The organism is Azoarcus sp. DD4, assembly GCF_006496635.1.
Taxonomy (GTDB): domain Bacteria; phylum Pseudomonadota; class Gammaproteobacteria; order Burkholderiales; family Rhodocyclaceae; genus Azoarcus.
Genome location: NZ_CP022958.1, coordinates 4,962,775 through 4,980,703, shown reverse-complemented (window position 1 = coordinate 4,980,703; position 17,929 = coordinate 4,962,775). Strand labels below are relative to the sequence as shown.

At 69.5% G+C, this 17,929-nt stretch carries 16 protein-coding genes; 6 read left to right on the top strand and 10 right to left on the bottom strand.

The genetic code is table 11. The features are described from left to right. Window position 1: 1 nt before the first annotated feature. Complete coding sequence (locus CJ010_RS23030; protein WP_141020224.1) at window positions 2-1,411, bottom strand: diguanylate cyclase; 1,410 nt, start codon at window positions 1,409-1,411, stop codon at window positions 2-4. Between the two features lie 138 nt (window positions 1,412-1,549). Here CJ010_RS23030 and CJ010_RS23025 point away from each other — a divergent pair, with 138 nt between their 5' ends. Continuing rightward, window positions 1,550-2,146, top strand: coding sequence for a DUF3592 domain-containing protein (locus CJ010_RS23025; RefSeq protein ID WP_141020223.1), 597 nt, complete (start codon window positions 1,550-1,552; stop codon window positions 2,144-2,146). Here CJ010_RS23025 and yegQ read toward each other — a convergent pair. Beyond that, window positions 2,139-3,521 carry a tRNA 5-hydroxyuridine modification protein YegQ gene (gene yegQ, locus CJ010_RS23020; protein WP_141020222.1) on the bottom strand — a complete coding sequence of 461 codons (1,383 nt, stop codon included), beginning with the start codon at window positions 3,519-3,521 and terminating at the stop codon, window positions 2,139-2,141. The genes CJ010_RS23025 and yegQ overlap by 8 nt on opposite strands. 313 nt (window positions 3,522-3,834) lie before the next feature. Here yegQ and CJ010_RS23015 point away from each other — a divergent pair, with 313 nt between their 5' ends. Beyond that, on the top strand, window positions 3,835-5,268 hold the full coding sequence (locus CJ010_RS23015) for a protein kinase (protein ID WP_168225011.1): 1,434 nt from the start codon (window positions 3,835-3,837) through the stop codon (window positions 5,266-5,268). Further along, window positions 5,258-6,439 (top strand): OmpA family protein, encoded by a 1,182-nt coding sequence (locus CJ010_RS23010; RefSeq protein WP_141020220.1) that lies wholly within the window; start codon window positions 5,258-5,260, stop codon window positions 6,437-6,439. The genes CJ010_RS23015 and CJ010_RS23010 overlap by 11 nt, the downstream gene beginning before the upstream one ends. Window positions 6,440-6,454: 15 nt before the next feature. Here CJ010_RS23010 and CJ010_RS23005 read toward each other — a convergent pair whose 3' ends face one another. The 3 genes from CJ010_RS23005 to lysM all read right to left on the bottom strand — a co-directional run bounded on the left by CJ010_RS23005 (window position 6,455) and on the right by lysM (window position 8,861). Further along, the gene (locus CJ010_RS23005) at window positions 6,455-7,735 is read right to left on the bottom strand and encodes a TIGR03862 family flavoprotein (RefSeq protein ID WP_141020219.1); all 1,281 of its coding nucleotides are present in this window, start codon (window positions 7,733-7,735) and stop codon (window positions 6,455-6,457) included. A 96-nt stretch (window positions 7,736-7,831) separates the two neighbouring features. Next, window positions 7,832-8,254 (bottom strand): thioesterase family protein, encoded by a 423-nt coding sequence (locus CJ010_RS23000; RefSeq protein WP_141020218.1) that lies wholly within the window; start codon window positions 8,252-8,254, stop codon window positions 7,832-7,834. Window positions 8,255-8,375: 121 nt separating this feature from the next. Then, window positions 8,376-8,861 (bottom strand): peptidoglycan-binding protein LysM, encoded by a 486-nt coding sequence (lysM, locus tag CJ010_RS22995; RefSeq protein ID WP_141020217.1) that lies wholly within the window; start codon window positions 8,859-8,861, stop codon window positions 8,376-8,378. A 191-nt stretch (window positions 8,862-9,052) separates the two neighbouring features. On the opposite strand from lysM, the gene CJ010_RS22990 reads away from it, so the two are divergent. Further along, window positions 9,053-9,544, top strand: a complete 492-nt coding sequence (locus CJ010_RS22990) for an OmpA family protein (protein ID WP_141020216.1) — start codon at window positions 9,053-9,055, stop codon at window positions 9,542-9,544. Window positions 9,545-9,609: 65 nt separating this feature from the next. On the opposite strand, the gene CJ010_RS22985 is transcribed toward CJ010_RS22990, so the two are convergent. After that, window positions 9,610-10,890 (bottom strand): amidohydrolase family protein, encoded by a 1,281-nt coding sequence (locus CJ010_RS22985; RefSeq protein ID WP_141020215.1) that lies wholly within the window; start codon window positions 10,888-10,890, stop codon window positions 9,610-9,612. Window positions 10,891-11,033: 143 nt separating this feature from the next. On the opposite strand from CJ010_RS22985, the gene CJ010_RS22980 reads away from it, so the two are divergent. After that, window positions 11,034-12,140 (top strand): glycerol dehydrogenase, encoded by a 1,107-nt coding sequence (locus tag CJ010_RS22980; RefSeq protein WP_141020214.1) that lies wholly within the window; start codon window positions 11,034-11,036, stop codon window positions 12,138-12,140. A 10-nt stretch (window positions 12,141-12,150) separates the two neighbouring features. Here the strand turns inward: CJ010_RS22980 and CJ010_RS22975 are convergent, their stop codons facing one another. The 4 genes from CJ010_RS22975 to CJ010_RS22960 form a co-directional block, all read right to left on the bottom strand. Further along, a complete protein-coding gene (locus tag CJ010_RS22975; RefSeq protein WP_141020213.1) occupies window positions 12,151-13,233 on the bottom strand; it encodes a choice-of-anchor A family protein in 1,083 nt (360 codons plus the stop codon). Window positions 13,234-13,386: 153 nt separating this feature from the next. Continuing rightward, window positions 13,387-14,019: a uracil phosphoribosyltransferase gene (gene upp, locus CJ010_RS22970; protein WP_141020212.1), complete on the bottom strand. Its 633-nt coding sequence runs from the start codon at window positions 14,017-14,019 to the stop codon at window positions 13,387-13,389. 16 nt (window positions 14,020-14,035) lie between these two features. After that, window positions 14,036-15,325 carry a URC4/urg3 family protein gene (locus CJ010_RS22965; RefSeq protein ID WP_141020211.1) on the bottom strand — a complete coding sequence of 430 codons (1,290 nt, stop codon included), beginning with the start codon at window positions 15,323-15,325 and terminating at the stop codon, window positions 14,036-14,038. Continuing rightward, window positions 15,322-16,563, bottom strand: coding sequence for a GTP cyclohydrolase II (locus CJ010_RS22960; protein WP_141020210.1), 1,242 nt, complete (start codon window positions 16,561-16,563; stop codon window positions 15,322-15,324). The genes CJ010_RS22965 and CJ010_RS22960 overlap by 4 nt, the downstream gene beginning before the upstream one ends. Before the next feature lie 469 nt (window positions 16,564-17,032). Here CJ010_RS22960 and CJ010_RS22955 point away from each other — a divergent pair, with 469 nt between their 5' ends. Next, the gene (locus CJ010_RS22955) at window positions 17,033-17,929 is read left to right on the top strand and encodes a TIGR00730 family Rossman fold protein (RefSeq protein WP_371415717.1); all 897 of its coding nucleotides are present in this window, start codon (window positions 17,033-17,035) and stop codon (window positions 17,927-17,929) included.

The following is a 17,929-nucleotide window of genomic DNA, read 5'->3' as shown; positions in this document are numbered from 1 at the left end:
GTCAGGCGGTGCTCGTTGCGGCTGCGAATTCGCAGCGGTTGCGGCCGCCGGCCTTGGCCCGGTAGAGCGCGTCGTCGGCGTGGTTGATGAGGCGCTGATAATCCGGGTGGCCGTCGTGCAGGGCGATGCCGATGCTGGTGGTGACCTGCAACTGGCGGCTGTCGGGCAGCAGGAAGTGCTCGTGCTGGACGCGGGCCCGTATCTTCTCGGCCACGCGGCTTGCATGCTGTGCGTCGACCTCGACCAGCAGCACGAGGAATTCCTCGCCGCCGTAGCGGAACACGAAGTCGCCCGAGCGCACGGTGTTGAGCAGCAGGCTGGCGATCTGCTGCAGCACCCGGTCGCCGGCGTCGTGACCGTACACGTCGTTGATCTGCTTGAAGTGGTCCACGTCGATCAGCAGCAGCGCGAAGGACTTGTGGTGGCTGCGCGCCAGTTCGGTCTCGCGCGTCAGGATGGCGGGCAGGAAGCGGCGGTTGAGCAACTGGGTGAGCGCATCCTTGCCGGATTCGAGATCGACGAAGCGCTCGAACATGGCCCCGATCAGGAACTTGAGCTGACCGAGCTCGGACTGCACCGCCTTGATCAGCCGCCGGCTCTCGCCGCGCTCGTCCATCGCCTCGAGCTGCAGCCGGCACAGCGGAATCAGGTCGTCGTCGAGGCGGCGCATGACGGCGCGGATGGACGGCAGTTCGGCCGAGCCGTCGAACACCGCGGTGGCCTTGTGCTGCAGCCACAGGCCGAAGGCGGATTCGGAGATCAGCGGCAGTTCGTCGCCGCTCTGTCCGGTCATCATCGCCTGCAGGAAACGGTTCTCCCAGTCGAGCAGCGAAGCGCGCTGACGCTCGCGTTCGAGCGACATGTTCTGGCCGTAGGAGAACACCCGGTAGGCCTCGTCGATGCGGGCCGCGCGCTCATGCGAGGCGACGTAGGCCGAGCTCATCACCTCGAAGGCGAGGTCGATCAGGTTGTCGACGTAGAGCACCGCGTCGACCAGCGCTTCGCGGTCCAGCCCGCTGTCGGGCAGGCGGTGGGCGATCTCGCCCTTGAGTACGCGGGCGCCGCGGGCGACCAGATTGACCGGCAGGTCCACGCGCGAATGCACCTCGCCGACGTGGCGCTGCATTGCCATCGCGGCGGTGAAGGCGGCGTGGTCGACGCAGGAAAACAGTGTCTCCAGCCAGCGCTGCATCGAAAAGCGCAGCCGCTCGTGTACCGCCTGGTGCGACAGGAAGGGGCGTGCGTCGTTGTCGGCCAACATGCGGACGTAGAAGGCGTCGGCCATGGCGGCGCGATGGCGCACAACCACGTCGCGTACCGCGGTGCGCAGTTCGGCCGATACGCTGTCGAAGAGCTTGAGCCAGTCGGCTTCGACCGTTTCCGATGGCGGGGGGCTGGCAGGTGGGGGCACGAAAGTGGGGAGCGCCGTGGAGAAGTCGTCATTGTGCCATGCGTCATCGCGACAAACGGCGTATGAGCGCGATGTGCGGCGGTTCCCGGAGGCCGCGAGCGTGCTTAGAATGCACGCACGTACCCTGTGGATGTCGCGATGCGCCGCGTACCCCTGAAGCAGTATCTGCTCGAAGCCGTCATCCGCGTTGCCCTGCCCTTGCTCGGCGTGGTGCTGCTGGTGGCAGGGCTGCTGGGCGTGGTGTCCTTCGGTGTGGTGCCGACGCTGGATGCGATGCGCAGCCGACAATGGACGCCGGTGGTGGCCACGCTGGACTGGGCCCGCATCGAGCCGGCCACCGTGGCGCGCAGCCGCCCGCTGCCGACGCTGGCGGTGCGCTACAGTTATCGCTACGGGGGGGTCGATTTCGTCGGCCGTCGCAACGACCTGCACTTCGGGCTGGATACGCCGTCGGCGGTGCAGGCGCGCCTGCGCCAGGTGGAGGATGGACGGGCCTTGACCGCCTGGGTCAATCCCGCGGCGCCCGAGCAGGCGATGCTGGACCGCTCGCTGCACTGGGGCGTACTGCTGCTTTCCATCCCGGCCGCCCTGGTGGCGCTCATCGGTGGCCTGCTGGTGTTCGGCGGCATGGTGGCGTGGAACGACTGGCGGCCGTTGTGGCGCCGCCAGCCCGAAGCCGTCGTCGTTGTCCCGGCCGATGAGGGCGATGCCGACGAGCTCGATACCCTCAAATGAAGCGCGCGATGTAGCAGGGTTGCTGCGGGGCCGCGCCCGGCGGCAAGGTCAGCCAGACCCGCCGCCCGCTTCCCGGCACCAGATCCAGCGGCTCGCCGTCCGCATTCTCCATGCGCGCGAGCACGGCTTCACGGTTGCCGTCGGGTTGCACGAACTCCAGCCGGTCGCCGACGGCAAAGCGGTTCTTCACTTCCACCTCGGCCAGGCCGCGCGCCGTATCGAAGCCGATCACCTCGCCGACCAGCAGGCTGCGGCCGGATTCGGAATGGCCGCGCAGGTAGTTCTGGTGCTCCGGGGTGTGATGGCGCTGGTAGAAGCCGTCGGTGTAACCGCGGTTGGCCAGTCCTTCGAGTTCACCCAGCAGGCGCAGGTCGAAGGGTCTGCCGGCCACCGCATCGTCGATCGCGCGGCGGTAGGCCTGGCTGCTGCGGGCGACGTACCAGGGGCTCTTGGTGCGGCCTTCGATCTTGAGCGAGTCCACGCCGATCTCCACCAGCCGGGCGATGTGCTCGACCGCGCGCAGGTCGCGCGAGTTGAGGATGTAGGTACCGTGCTCGTCTTCCTCGATCGGCATCAGCTCGCCCGGCCGGGTGCCTTCCTCCAGCAGCCAGACCTTGCTGCCCTCGCCGTGGCGGGTGCCGCCGCCGAGCGCGGTGCCGACGGTGCCGAAATCGGTGGGGTTGCCGAGCGGCTTGCTGCCGCAGGTCTGCACGTCGCCGGCGGCGTTTTCCTCGGTGGCGTGCAGCTTGTAGTCCCAGCGGCAGGAATTGGTGCAGGTGCCCTGGTTGGGGTCGCGGTGGTTGAAGTAGCCCGACAGCAGGCAGCGGCCGGAGTAGGCGATGCACAGCGCGCCATGCACGAAGACTTCCAGCTCCATCTCGGGGCAGGCGTCGCGGATCTCGGCAACCTCGTCGAGCGACAGCTCGCGCGACAGGATGATGCGTTTGACCCCCACCGACTGCCAGAAACGCACCGAGGCGTAGTTGGTGGTGTTGGCCTGCACCGACAGATGGATGTCCACCTCCGGCCAGCGCTCGCGCACCGTCATCATCAGGCCGGGGTCGGCCATGATCAGCGCGTCCGGTCCCATCTCGATCACCGGCGCCATGTCCTCTTCGAAGGTGCGGATCTTGGCGTTGTGCGGGTAGATGTTGGCGACCAGGAAGAAGGCCTTGCCGGCAGCGTGCGCTTCCTCGATGCCGGCGGCGAGCACGTCGAGCTTGCCGAAGCTGTTGTTGCGCACCCGCAGCGAGTAGCGCGGCTGGCCGGCATAGACGGCGTCGGCACCGTAGGCGAAAGCGGTGCGCATCATGTCGAGGGAGCCGGCCGGGGCGAGCAGTTCGGGGCGGCGGGGGGAAGAGGGGGTGGCGGACATCGGATTCGGTGGCGGGCAAAACGGCATTTTACGCGTCGGCCCGCCATGCCCGGCATCCGTTTGGGGGCCACGCCGGATTCCGCTGTCACGAAAGGCCAATGTGAAGCATGTGGATGCATGATCGGAGCGGGCGTTGCGCACTTGTCGCGGAAAGCCCGCGCCGTTCGGGTTGTCATGACATTTGCAGAAGCTTCGGTGGCGTGCGGCGGGCAAATCCGCTATAAGAGCCGCTTCCGGCGCCATGCCGGACAGCATTTATGCGGCGTCCGCGGGCGGACGTCCGGAATCGGGTAAAAGGGCGGTGCGGACCGGCATGAAAGAGGTCATCGGCAATTTCAGGATACTCGCGAAGGTCGGCGAAGGCGGCATGGGCAACGTGTTCCGCGGCCGCGACCTGATGCTGGAACGCGATGTCGCGATCAAGTCGCTGCGCCCCGAACTCGCCTGCTACGGCGAGGTCGTCGAGCGCTTCCGCACCGAGGCGATCGCGCTCGCCCGTCTGCAGCACCACAACATCGCCAACGTCTTCAGTTTCTTCGCCGAGGATGGCCAGTACTACATGGTGATGGAGTTCGTCGACGGCGAGCCGCTCAACCGCCTTGCCCGCCGCCGCGGCGCGCTGCCGTGGCGCGAGGCGGTCGGGCTGGTGGTGCAGGCCTTGCAGGGGCTCGAGCACGCCCACCACGCCGGCGTCGTGCACCGCGACATCAAACCGTCGAACATGATCGTCACCGCCGACGGCACCCTCAAGCTGATGGATTTCGGCATCGCCCGCATCCTCGAAAAGGTGGGGCTCACCCGCACCGGCTGCGTGGTCGGCACCTTGCTCTACGTGTCACCCGAGCAGGCCCGCGGCGGCGACGTCGATGCGCGCTCCGACCTCTACTCGGTGGCCGTGGTGCTGTACGAGCTGCTGACCGGGCGGGTGCCTTTCGACAGCGGCAGCGAGTTCGAGCTGATGCGGGCCCACATCGAACTGCCGCCGCCGCCGCCCTCTGGCCTGGTTGCCGGTCTGCCGCCGGCGCTGGAAGCGGTGATCCTGCGCGCGCTCGCCAAGTCGCCGGCCGACCGCTACCAGGGCGCGGAGGCTTTTCGTGCCGAACTCGAACAGCTGCTGGCCACCGCCGACAGCGGCGACGGTGCGCGCACCGTGCTGATCGATCTGCCGACGCTGCCGTCGGCGCCGGCCGCCAGGCGGACGGCGACCCACGGTGCCGCAGGGACGGCCGTGGCGGCACCGGCGGCGCGTTCCCGCGTACCCCTGATCCTGGCGGTTGCCGTGCTCGTGCTGGGAGCTGCCGCTTATGGCGGCTGGCGCTGGCTGAGTTCACAGACCACCGAACTGGCCTTGCCGGCCGTGACCGTGCCGCCGGCCCCGGCCGAGCCCGTCACGACCGCGGCGCCGGCCGCCGCGGAGGTGCCGGTGTCCGTTCAGCCGGAAGCCGCCGCTCCGGTGCAGCCTCCAGCGGCTCCTGCACCGGTGGAGGCTGCACCAGCGCCGCCCGTGGCCGCCGCCGTGGCACCGGCGGCGGTGCCCGAAACCAAGGCGCCGGCGCGTGCCGAGGCGCCGCGGCCGCCGCGCGTGGAGCGCACCGCACAGGCCGCTCCGCCGGTTACGGCACCTGCGGCCCGCAGCGCGCCGCCGCAACGCGACGGCCGCTGTGCGCGGCTTGTACAACAACTGAGTCTCGGCGAACGGCTTGCCGAGGCGGACATGGCTTACCTGAGGGTGAATTGTGGCAATTGAATCCTGGCGCAACTGGCGGGCGGTCGTGGCGCTCGCATCCCTGGTGCTGGCCGTGTCGGCCTGCAAGTCGACGCCCACGCGGGAAACGACCGAAGAGCTGGCGCTCGAGCCGGCGGTGAACGTGGTGGTGGACGACCTCCTCAAGCAGGCCGGCCCCTCCATCCTCGACCGCCTGGTCGCGCGGCAGGTCGCACTCGATCCCTTCCTCGACGGCGACAACGGGCAGCAGACCGTGGCGGCCAAGAAGGCCGAAGAACTGCTGCTTGCCCAGCTCACCGCCCGCCGCTCCCACCTGCGCGTGCTGCCCTTCCGCGGCAACGAGGTGAGCAAGGCCGAGTACCTCATCACCGGTTCGATCAAGCGCAGCAGTGCGCACGGCGGCTACATCCTGACGTCGTCGCTGACCGACCGCCGGGTGGGGCTGGTCATCGCCCAGGCGGCGGTGCCGGTGCAGCGCGCCTCGGTGGATGAAACACCGACCCGCTTCTTCGCCGAGAGCCCCTCGGTGGTGAAGGACCGCGTCACCGAGGGCTACCTGAAGACCGCGGAGACGCCGGCCGGCGGCAGCGCCGACCCGGTATACCTGAGCTCGGTACCGACCGCCGCGGTGCTGGCCGAAGCGCTGGAGGCCTACAACGCCGAGCAGTGGGAGAAGGCGCTGACCTACTACACCGAGGCGTCCAGCCGGCCCGACGGCGCGCAGTTGCGGGTGTTCAACGGCATCTACCTGTCGAATGTGCAGCTCGGCCGTCACGACGCCGCCGAACTGGCTTTCGCCCGCATCGTGGCGCTTGGTCTGGCCACCGACAACCTGGCGGTACGCATCCTGTTCAATCCGGGTGGCACCGAGTTCTGGCGCGATCCGCGCGTGAGCGGTGCCTATCCGATGTGGATACGCCAGATCGCCCGCGAGACCCAGGCTGGCGGTTACTGTCTGACCATCGTCGGCCACACCAGCCGTACCGGTGCCGAAGCGGTCAATGCGCGGCTGTCGCTGGCGCGCGCGCGGGTGATGCGCGAAGCCCTGCTGCGCGAGGTGCCCGCGCTCGGCAGTGCGCTGCGCATCGATGGCAAGGGTTCGTCCGAGAACATCGTCGGTTCCGGTACCGACGACGTGCGCGATTCGCTCGACCGCCGCGTCGAGTTCCGCGCCGTCAGCTGCGGCGCCTGAGTTGCGGCGCGCGCGTCAGCGCGCCAGCCAGGCCGCCGCGGCGCGACCGGCGCGATAGCCGGTGGCGAAGCAGGCGGTGAGCAGGTAGCCGCCGGTGGGCGCTTCCCAGTCGAGCATCTCGCCGGCGCAGAACACGCCCGGGCGGTTCTGCAGCATCAGGCCGTCGTCGAGCGCGGCGAAGTCCACCCCGCCAGCCACGCTGATCGCCTCGTCCAGCGGCCGTGCCGCCACCAGGCGCAGCGGCAGGGCCTTGATGGCGGCCGCCAGCCGCACCGGGTCGGCGAAGTCCGTCGCCGACAACACCTCCCGCAGCAAGCCCGCCTTGACGCCCTTGATGCCGGCCTGGCCCTGCAGATGGCTGGCCATGGAACGGTGGCCGCGCGGACGGCCTAGCTCGGCAGCAAGGCGTTCGCCGCTGCGGCCGGGGGCGAGATCGAGATGGATCGTCACTTCGCCGCGGGCCGCTATCGCGTCGCGCAGCGGTGCCGACAAGGCATAGATCAGGCTGCCTTCGACACCGTCGGCCGTGACGACGAACTCACCCTGGCGATCATGCACGCGGCCGTCGGCAGCGGTGAAGGACAGCCGCACCGGCTTCACCGGTTGGCCGGCATGGCGTTCCCTGAAATGCGTGCTCCAGCCGCGGCCGTCGCGGCCGCCGGCGGCAACGTCGAAGCCGCAGTTGGCCGGACGCAGCGGTGCCACCGCAACGCCGGCGTCGCGCAGCAGCGGCACCCATGCGCCGTCCGCGCCGAACTTGGCCCAGCTGCCGCCGCCCAGGGCCAGCACCACTGCGTCGGCATCCACCCGGTGCTCGCCCGCGGGGTTACGGAAACGCAGGGCGGTCGGGGCATCCTCCCAGCCCAGCCAGCGCTCGCGCACCGCGAAGCGCACCCCGGCGGCGCGCAGGCGGGCAAGCCAGGCGCGCAGCAAGGGCGCCGCCTTCATTTCGACCGGGAAGACGCGGCCGGAGCTGCCGACGAAGGTGTGGGCGCCGAGCGCGTCGGCCCAGTCGCGCAGCGCCTCCGGGCCGAAGTCGGCGATCAGCGGGGCGAGCGCGGCCTGACGGCTGCCGTAGCGGCCGAGAAAGGCGTCGCGCGGCTCCGCGTGGGTGAGGTTGAGGCCGCCGCGGCCTGCGAGCAGGAACTTGCGCCCGACCGAGGGCATGGCCTCATGTACGGTGACGCTGGCGCCGGCCGCCGCCAGCACCTCGGCCGCCATCAAACCGGCCGGACCGCCGCCGATCACGCTCGCCCGCTTGCCGGCGATGCGGGGGAGGCTGGGAGTGTCGGCCATGGCTGGGGTCCTTGCGGATAAGCTGGAAAGGGGCGCGATTGTACGGCGGCCCGTGGCCGGGATGCGCGCCGCGCGATCGCGGGCGGCCTTGCCCGCTTACTCGAACAGCTGGCGGAAGGCCGGCGGCACCGGGGCGATCCTGTGGGTGCCGTAGTCGAAGAACACGATGCCGCTCTTGCCGCGCGCCACCTCGCGCCCCGAGACCTGGTCGCGCATCCGCCACAGCAGGTCGCAACCGTACTTGTTGAAGTCGGTGGCGGTCATCGAGATGTCCATGATCTCGCCGTGGAAGGCTTCCGACTTGTACTGGACCGCCGCGTCGGCCAGGATGATGCCGACGCCTTCGACGTCCATCTCGGTGTAGCCGAGCGACTGGAAGTAGCGCACGCGCGCTTCGGTCACCAGGGTCAGCAGCAGCGCGTTGTCGACGTGACCGGAGTAGTTGATGTGGCTGAGGTAGACCGGGATGGCGGTGGAGAAGCCGAAGTGCTCGGGCAGGTCGATCTGGATGCGGGCCATGGCGGGGCGCGGACGGATGAAGTGAGGGGAGGCCAAGGGTAGCGCCCGTTGTGTCGTGCGCTCAAGTGCAGCCGCCGCCCCGATGGCATGCGCATCCGGGCGGCGGCGCGGAGTATGTCGTTCAGCTTGCGGCTGGAATGCGCAGGACCTGGCCGGGGTAGATCTTGTCGGGGTGCGTCAGCATGGGCCGGTTGGCCTCGAAGATCAGCGGGTACTTGCCGGCGTTGCCGTAGTGCGCCTTGGCGATCGCCGACAGCGTATCGCCGCGGACCACCGTGTAGAACACCGCGGCGGTTTCTTCCTTGGCCACGCTCAGGCGGTCTTCCACCTGGCTGACGCCCTGCACGTTGCCGGCGGCGAGCAGGATGCGCTCGCGGGTCGCCTGGTCGGCGGCGGTGCCGGCCACGGTGACGGTGGCCGAGCTGCCGTCGAAGCTCACCTCCAGGTCCGCCGGCGCCAGCTGCAGGGATGCGATGTAGTGCTTGATGGCCGCCGCGGCCTTGGTGTTGGCGGCAGCGATCTTGTCGGCGCTGCCCTGCGCGGCCTGGGCTTCGCCGCCACCGAAGAGTTTCTCGCCGGCTTCCTTGATGAAGGTGATGAGGCTCATGCGTGTCTCCCGATAAGGAAAGAAAGAGGCGCGGGCGACAGTACCCGTCATATGCCCCGCGGGGAATATTTGCACAAAAGCGTCGGCGCTGTCAGCGCGCCCTGCACCGGGCGGTCATCAGGACGGCGCATCCTTCGGTTAAACTGCCGGCCGATTTGTTCAATCCATGACAACGATAGGCGGGGGAAGAAATGTTCGATCAGGAAGACGGCGAACTCAACGTCGTGATCGGGGTGCTGTTCGGGGTGATCGCGCTGGTGATCGCCTTCGTCATCGGCCTGGGGACGTACAGCCTGCGCGCCAAGACGCCGGCAGCCGCCGCGCCGGCCGCGGCGGTGGAAGTGGGATTCGTGGAGATCGCCGAAGTCGGTGAAGCGCTGGTGAAGCTCTACTTCGAGGTCGGCGCGGCGGAGCTGCCGGCGACCTCGGGCGACGAGTTCGCCCGCGTCATCGCCGAGCTGCAGGCCCGGCCCGAAGCGGTGGTGCTGCTGTCCGGTTTCCATGACGAAACCGGCGGTGCCGACATCAATGCCGCACTGGCGCGGGACCGTGCGGTGGCTGTCCGTGCCGCGCTGATTGCTGCCGGCGTGCCGGCCGAACGGGTGCAGATGCGCCGTCCGGCGGTGACGCTGGGCAGCGGCGATGCTGCCGAGGCGCGCCGCGTCGAGATCCGCGTGCAGTAAGGCGTTCGGCCACACTGCGCGAGCCGGGCACTGCCCGGCTTTTTTTCGCGCGCGTGCGCTGCCGTTCAGTTGCGGACCGGCTGCCAATCGACGGTGGCCGGGCGGCCCGGCAGATCCAGCGTGGCTAGCGCCGGCGGGGTCCGGGCAACGATGCGGCCGGCGCGAACCACCGCCAGCCGGGTGGCGCGCAGCCGGATCGCCTCGATCGGGTCGCGCGCCTGCAGCAGCACCAGGTCGGCGCGGCAGCCGGGGGCGAGGCCGTAGCCTTCCAGGCCGAGGATGGCGGCCGGCGTTGCGGTGACCGCGCGGAAGCAGGCGCGCATCGCTTCCTGCCCGGTCATCTGCGCCACATGCAGGCCCATGTGGGCCACCTCCAGCATGTCGCCACTGCCCAGGCTGTACCACGGGTCCATCACGCAGTCGTGGCCGAAGGCCACCGGGATGCCGGCGGCGAGCAGTTCCGGCACCCGCGTCATGCCGCGCCGTTTGGGGTAAGTGTCGTGGCGGCCCTGCAGGGTGATGTTGATCAGCGGGTTGGCCACCGCGGCCACGCCGGCCTCGCGCAGCAGCGGTAGCAGCTTGGAGACGTAGTAGTTGTCCATCGAATGCATGGACGTGAGGTGCGAACCGGTGACGCGGCCCTGCAGGCCCAGCCGTTGCGCGTGGAAGGCCAGCGTCTCGATGTGGCGCGACAGCGGGTCGTCGGATTCGTCGCAGTGCATGTCCACCCGCAGACCGCGCTCGGCGGCGAGTTCGCACAGGATGCGCACCGATTCGGCGCCGTCGGCCATGGTGCGCTCGAAGTGCGGGATGCCGCCGACCACGTCCACGCCCATGTCGAGCGCGCGTTTCAGGTTTTCGAAGGCGCCGGGGCTGCGCAGCACGCCATCCTGCGGGAAAGCGACGAGCTGCAGGTCCAGCCAGGGCCGCACCTTTTCCTTCACGTGCAGCAGCGCCTCCACCGCCAGCAGGCGCGGATCGCACACGTCCACATGGCTGCGGATCGCCAGCAGGCCCTTGGCCACTGCCCAGTCGCAGTAGGCGAGCGCACGCTCGACCAGGGCCTCCTGGGTGAGCTGGGGCTTGAGTTCGCCCCACAGCGCGATGCCTTCGAGCAGGGTGCCGGAGGCGTTCACCCGCGGCAGGCCATAGGAGAGCGTGGCATCCATATGGAAATGCGCGTCGACGAAGGGTGGGCTGACGAGCTGGCCGGCGGCGTCCAGTGTCTGCGCCGCGTCGGCGGCGAGTGCCGCCTCGACGGCGACGATGCGGCCGCCGTGGATGCCGATGTCCAGCCCGCCGCGGCCGTCGGGCAGGGAACAGTTGCGGACGATGAGATCGAGCACGGGGGCTTCCTCCTGCTTGGGCGTTGGGGCGGCTGCGCTGCGGATCCGTCCGGCGTTGACCTCTATCAATGCCGCGTCAGCACACCGGCGGAGACTTGCAACTATTGAGCCAGCATGGCTCGTCAGCCGCAAGGAGTCAGGTCATGATCACCACCGCCATCTTTCCCGGACGTTACGTACAGGGTGAAGGCGCGCTCGCCACGCTCGGCGAGGAGGCCGCCCGCCTCGGCAGCAAGGTGCTGCTGGTGTGCGATCCCTATGTGCTGGAACACCTCGCCGACACCGTGCGCGAAGGCATCGGTCAGCAGCTTGCCGCGGTCGAAGTGCGGTTCGGCGGTGAGTGTTCCGACGAGGAAATCGCGCGCCTGGTCGCGCTCGCGCAGCGCGAAGGCGCCGACGTGGTGGCCGGCATCGGCGGCGGCAAGGCGCTCGACACTGCCAAGGCAGTTGCCTACGAACTGCAGGCACGCACGCTGATCGCGCCGACGCTTGCCTCTACCGATGCGCCCTGCAGCGCGCTGTCGGTGATCTACACCCGCGATGGCGCCTTCAAGCGCTACCTGGTGCTGCCGCACAACCCCGATACCGTGCTGGTGGATACCGGCGTCATCGTGCGGGCGCCGGTGCGGCTGCTGGTTGCGGGGATGGGCGACGCCTTTTCGACCTGGTTCGAGGCCGAAGACTGCCGTACCAAGCGCGGCGCCAACATGACTGGCCGCATTGGCCCGATGACCGCCTATGCACTCGCGCGGCTGTGCCACGAGACCCTGCTGGAGTACGGTCCGCTCGCCAAGCTGAGCGCCGAGCAGGGCGTGGTCACGCCGGCGCTGGAGCACGTCGTCGAAGCCAACACGCTGTTGTCGGGCCTCGGCTTCGAGAGCGGCGGGCTGGCCGCAGCGCACGCCATCCACAACGGCCTGACGGCGCTGCCGCAAAGCCACGGCGCCTGGCATGGCGAAAAGGTGGCGATCGGCGTGCAGGGGCTGATGTTCCTGGCCGATAAGAAGCCGGCGATGATAGACACCGTCTATGACTTCTGCCTGGCGGTCGGCCTGCCGGTGACGCTGGCCGAGATCGGCCTCGGCGGCGTGAGCGACGAGGAACTGCTGATTGCGGCGACTGCCGCCTGCGCGCCGGGCGAGACCATCCACAACGAACCGGCGGAAGTGTCGCCGCGGCGGGTACTGGCCGCGCTCAAGGTGGCCGACGCCGAAGGCCGCAGGCGCAAGGCGGCGCGTACCGCCGTCTAGCCCGGCGGGTTCAGGCCCGGGCGCCCAGTCCGTTGCGCGCCGGCTGCACGCGCAGCGGCCGACGGCTCCGGGTTATCCCCGCGAGCAGTAGCAGCGCGCCGAGCGCCAGTGCAAGGCTGCCCGGCTCCGGCACGGTGCGGCTGTCCGGCGGGAGGTCGGCGGCGAGCGGCTGCAGGTGGATCTCGCCGTACTGTGCGAGCGAATTCACCACCACGCTGCCTTCGATGTTGTTGTAGTTGGTCAGGGCCGCGTTGGGGGCGAGCACCGTGCCGCCGAACTGGCTGTGCAGCGTGATGTCGGTGGCGTTGTAGAAATTCCAGATGAGCCTGGAGCCCAGGGATTGCGCGCTGCCGGCGAGGAAGTTGGCAACGATGTCGACCACCAGTTCATCGACGTTGAAGACCACCACGTCCGCATCGCCGATGTCGAAGGAGAACTCGCCGGTCTTGAACCGCGTGGTGTCGATCGTGCTGAGGTCGAACACCGCCAGCCCGTCCGTATTGGCGACGGCGCGGAAGCTTGCCCGGTTGCCATTGACCGAGACCGTGCCGCCGGTGTCGGCCAGACCGGCGAGCTGCTGCGACAGGTTGCGCAGGGTGTCCTCGATGCCGTCGGGCGCGGCCTGCACGGTAGCGCTGCTGCTGAGTCCGCCGTTGAAGTTGCTGCCGGTGCTCGTGCCGCCGACGTAGGCGCTGCCGCCGTTGAAGTTCACATTGCTGGCGTTGCCACCGACATAGGCAGCGCCGCTGTTGATGTTGGCGGTGCTGAGGTTGCCGCCGACGCTGATGCCGCCGCCGTTCACATTCAGGTTGGAGGCGTTGCCGCGCACCACCAGGCCGGCGTAGGCCGAGACGGGCATGTCGTTCGGGTGTTGCACATAGTCGCCGCCCTGCAGGTTGCCGCCGATATAGCTGCGGCCATCCACGTGGGAACTCGATCTCGCGTCTTCGAAGACGACGAGGTTGAACTGCTGCAGCACCTCGCTGGCGATCAGTGGTGCGGCATGAGCGGTGGAGAACACGGCGGCGGCCATCAGGGCGGCGCAGGTGCGGAAGGCCCGGAAAAGTCGGGCGGAACGGGAGCCGACGGGCATCGTGAGTTCGTCTTCTTGTCGGGTGAGGGTTGGACGGCGGGGCAGGTGGGCCGTGTTTGCAACGCACAAATGTTACCGGCGGCGCGCCGCAGCGACCGTGCGGAAATGCACCACGTGTTGCACGGGCGCCGCGGCGGGCGCCCGCGGGCAGGATCAGCGCGTGCCGAACAGACGATCGCCGGCGTCGCCCAGGCCGGGCACGATGTAGCCGTGCTCGTCGAGATGGCTGTCGATCGCCGCGGCCGTCACCGGCACGTCGGGATGGTGGGCGGCGAGCGCCGCCAGCCCTTCCGGCGAGGCCAGCAGGCAGACCAGCTTGAGGCTGGTCACGCCTTCTTCCTTCAGCCGCGACAGCGCCGCGCAGGCGGAATTGCCGGTGGCGAGCATCGGGTCGACGACGATGACGTCGCGCTCCTCGACATCCTCCGGCAGCTTGAAGTAGTACTCCACCGGCTGCAGCGTGTGCGGGTCGCGGTAGAGGCCGATGTGACCGACGCGGGCGCCGGGCAGCAGGTCGATCATGCCGTCCAGCATGCCGTTGCCGGCGCGCAGGATGGACACCAGGCAGAGCTTCTTGCCGGCGATCATCGGCACCTTGCATTCGGCGATCGGCGTGGTGACGCTGACCAGCTCGGTGGCGAGGTCGCGGGTGACCTCGTAGGCCATCATCGAGGCGATCTCGCGCACCAGACGGCGGAAGTTGTCGGTGGTGGTGTCGGCGCTGCGCACGATGGACAGCTTGTGCTGCAGCAGCGGATGGTCGATCACGGTGACGGACGGATGCATGGCGTGCTCCCGGGGGTCAGAAAACCGTGCCGTCGCTGATGATGAGCAGCGGCGGCGGGCCGCCCGGCCGGCGTTCGGCGGCGATGCGCCGGCCGGCCGACCAGCTGCCGCCCTGCAGCACGCAGGGCAGCGGGAAGTCGGCGGCGGACAGGCCCAGTTCGGCGCGCACCGCCTCGGCCAGGCGGTCCAGCCCGATCACCGTGAGTGCGCGCCATTCGACGATGGCCGGCGCGTCCACCGTCCACGGCGTGGTGTGGAAGGCCGGATCGCGGGCGGCGATCACGCCGAAATCGAGCAGTAGGCCGCCGTTGCGGTATTCCGGCAGGCCGGTGAGGGTGTCCACGCCGGTGATGCGGAAACCGGCCTGCTGCAGCGGTTCGAGCAGCGAGTAGGCGAGCCACTGGGTGAGCTTGTGGAATGGCAGCAGGTCGCCGCCCGCATCCACCGCGCTGGCGGCGAGTGCCGGGTGGCGCCAGCAGTCGCCGAGCGATACGCCGTCCAGCGCGATGCGGCCCGGCCATACCGGGCCGAGCGCGCGCAGCAGCAGGGCGAGCAACTCGCCGGCGTCTATCGCACCGTCGCTGCTGCGGGCAGCGAGGTAATCGACGATGTTGCCCAGCCGTGCCGGCCGGCCGAACACGGCGGGCGTCGCCGCGATCACCTCGCCCAGCCGGCGCAGCAGCGCGGCGCGGCCGTCGAGGCCAACCAGCGGGTTGGCCGGGCTGGCCTGGAAGGCGGCGGCGAGGGTGGCGGTGTCCAGCCGCGCCAGCGCGGCGGCGTCGCAGCGCAGCGGCAGCGCCGGGTCGGCCGACAGGGTGCCGGCGGTGAATAGTTCGAAGCTCGCCACCCCCAGTCCTTCGGAGCGCGCCAGCGTGAGGTCGTGGGCGGCGTCGCGGTAGCGCCAGCCGGCGCCGGCGCCGGCATCCAGCAGCACGCTGGGGATCACCAGATCGAAGGCGACGCGGGCACGCTCCAGCGGCGCGCCATCCAGCCCAGCGGCCCCGGCAAGGGCTGTCCAGCGGTCGATGCCGCCGGCTTCGAAGTGGCGCCAGCGGCTGTGGTAGGGCACGGCGAGGTCGGGATAGTCGCGGCGTATGGTGTCGGCGACGTAGGCCGCGGCGGCGGGCAATTGTTCCGGGTGCCAGCTGAACAGCGGCGAGCGGCCGGCCTCGACGTGGCGCATCACCGCTGCGCAGCGCGCCCGCACCGCCTGGGCGTTGAGCAGTGCGGCGGCCGGGTGGTCGTCAGCGACCGGGGTGTGCCAGCCGGCGGCCGCGGCGGGCGGATTGGCAGTGGCGAGCGTCATTCGTGCAGCCCCCGGCCCTTGGCCAGCGCGAGTTCGGCCTCGGCCGGCGGCGCGTCGGCGCTGAAGTAGCCGGCGGCGACCTTGGCGTCGATCTCGACGCGGGCGTCGGCCGGGATCAGCGCGTCGGGGATCGCGACCCGCTCCACGACCTCGATGCCGGCCGCGGTGAGGGCGCCGTGCTTCATGTTGCTCATCGACGCCCAGCGGTCGATGCGGCGTATGCCGAGCCAGTGGAAGACGTCGGGCATCAGCTCCTGGAAGCGCATGTCCTGCACGCCGGCGACGCATTCGGTGCGCTCGAAGTAGGTTTCGGCGCGGTCGCCGCCCTTCTGGCGCTTCCTCGCGTTGTACACCAGGAACTTGGTGACCTCGCCGAGCGCACGGCCTTCCTTGCGGTTGTACACCACCAGGCCGACGCCGCCCTGCTGCGCCATCTCGATGCAGACCTCGATGCCGTGGGCGAGGTAGGGGCGGCAGGTGCAGATGTCGGAGCCGAACACGTCGGAGCCGTTGCATTCGTCGTGCACCCGGCAGGCGACCTTGGTTTCCGGCTGGCCGAGCTTGTCCACGTCGCCGAAGAAGTAGAGCGTCATGCCGCCGATGGGCGGCAGGAAGACCTTGAGGTCGGGCCGCGTCACCAGCTCGGGGAACATCCCGGCAGTCTGCTCGAAGAGCGCCCGGCGCAGGTCGGTTTCCTTGATGCCGAAGCGCTCGGCGATGCCCGGCAGGTACCACACCGGGTCGATCGCCGCCTTGGTCACGCGCACGTCGCCGTTGGCGGCCAGCACCTCGCCGTCGGCCTTCAGCCGGCCGGCGACGATCGCGGCCTGCAGTTCGGGCATGTTGATATGGGCGGTGGTCACCGCGATGCTCGGGCGGATGTCCATGCCGGCGGCGATCAGGTGGGCGAACTCCTCCGCCACCCGGTGGCCCCAGGGATCGAGCGACACGATCTTGCCCGGGTCGGCCCATTGCGGATGGGGGCCGATGCGTGCGGCCGGCGCGGTGTTGGTCAGGTCGGGGCGATGATCGCGGTGCAGTTGCCCGGCGGCCACCGCCAGCGCGCGGTACACCGAATAGGAGCCGGAATGGGTGCCGATGGCGTTGCGCTGCGCCGGCTGGGTGAGGCTGGCGATCAGCGGGCCGCGTTCGCGTGCGGTGGCGGCTCCCCAGTCTATTCCCGGCGCCAGGCCCGGTTTGCGGCGGGCATGGGAGGTAAGCATGATGTGCGATGCCATGGCGAACTCCTCGAACGGATGCAGGACGATCCGCGACGCGTGTTCACAGGCCGATGTTCCGGTGGTGTCCCGCTGCGCCGACCACGATAGCTTCACCCTGTGGCGAGCGAGATCCATGCCACGGTCGCGGCCGGCCTTTGCCGCGTTCTGCGGGTTGCAGCGCACCGGAATGGGGCGCTTGCGCTTGCCGCCCGCCGCGGCGTGTGCGCGCGTGGTGCGCTGAAACATCGCCCGTGCAGCATGCAGTGGGCGCCGCGAAGCCGGGGCGCGGCAAGCGCCGGCCGCGGGCGGGTGTGTGTTGCGTCACGGCGGCGCCATTGTTTTCGGCTCCGCGTGCGGAGCGCGCCGCGTCCCTGTACTGTCCAATCCTGCGTGAGCGCCGCCGATGGCATCGGCCTTGCAGAGAGATGATGCGGGCGGGAGACGTCCGGCCGGGGTCACACTTCAATTTCAGAGAGCGAGCGAAATGATGGATACCAACAAGCTCAAGGTCCGCAATTTTCCTTCCGCGCATGACGAAGCGGTCGCGCCCAAGCCTGCCACGCCCTACGACGGCCCCGGCAGCTCCTTCCGCATGGCCTTTACCGACAACGAGTTCCTGCTGCGCGACGAGCTGCGTCCGGTGCGGCTGCAGCTGGAACTGATGAAACCCGAACTGATCCAGCAGGACCAGGGTGTTGCCTCGACCATCGTCGTGTTCGGCAGCGCCCGCTTCAAACCCAGGGACGTGGCCGAGACCATGCTGGCCGATGCCGCGGCCAGCGGCGACGAGGCGGCGATCGCCCGGGCCGAGCGCACCCTGCGGATGTCGCACTACTACGAGCAGGCACGCCGCTTCGGCGAACTGGTCACGCGCGAATCCGATGCGCTCGGCGAGCCGGTGATCATTTCCACCGGCGGCGGCCCGGGCATCATGGAGGCCGGCAACCGCGGCGCCTACGAGGCCGGCGGGCGCAGCATGGGCATGAACATCTACCTGCCCTTCGAGGAGGCGCCCAATCCCTACATCACGCCCGAGCTGTGCTTCCAGTTTCACTACTTCGCCATCCGCAAGATGCACTTCCTGATGCGGGCGGTGGCGCTGGTGAGTTTCCCCGGCGGTTTCGGCACGCTGGACGAACTCTTCGAGGCGATGACGCTGACGCAGACGCGCAAGATCCGCCGCCGGCCCATCATCCTGTTCGGGCGCGAGTTCTGGGAGCGCCTGATCAACTTCGACGTGCTGGTGGAGGACGGCGTGATCAGTCCGGAAGACCTCGACCTGTTCCAGTACGTGGAAACCGCCGAGGAAGCCTGGGAGGCGATCAAGCTGGCCTACCGCATCGACGATCCCAAACTCACCGCCCGCCAGCTCAAGACGGTGTGA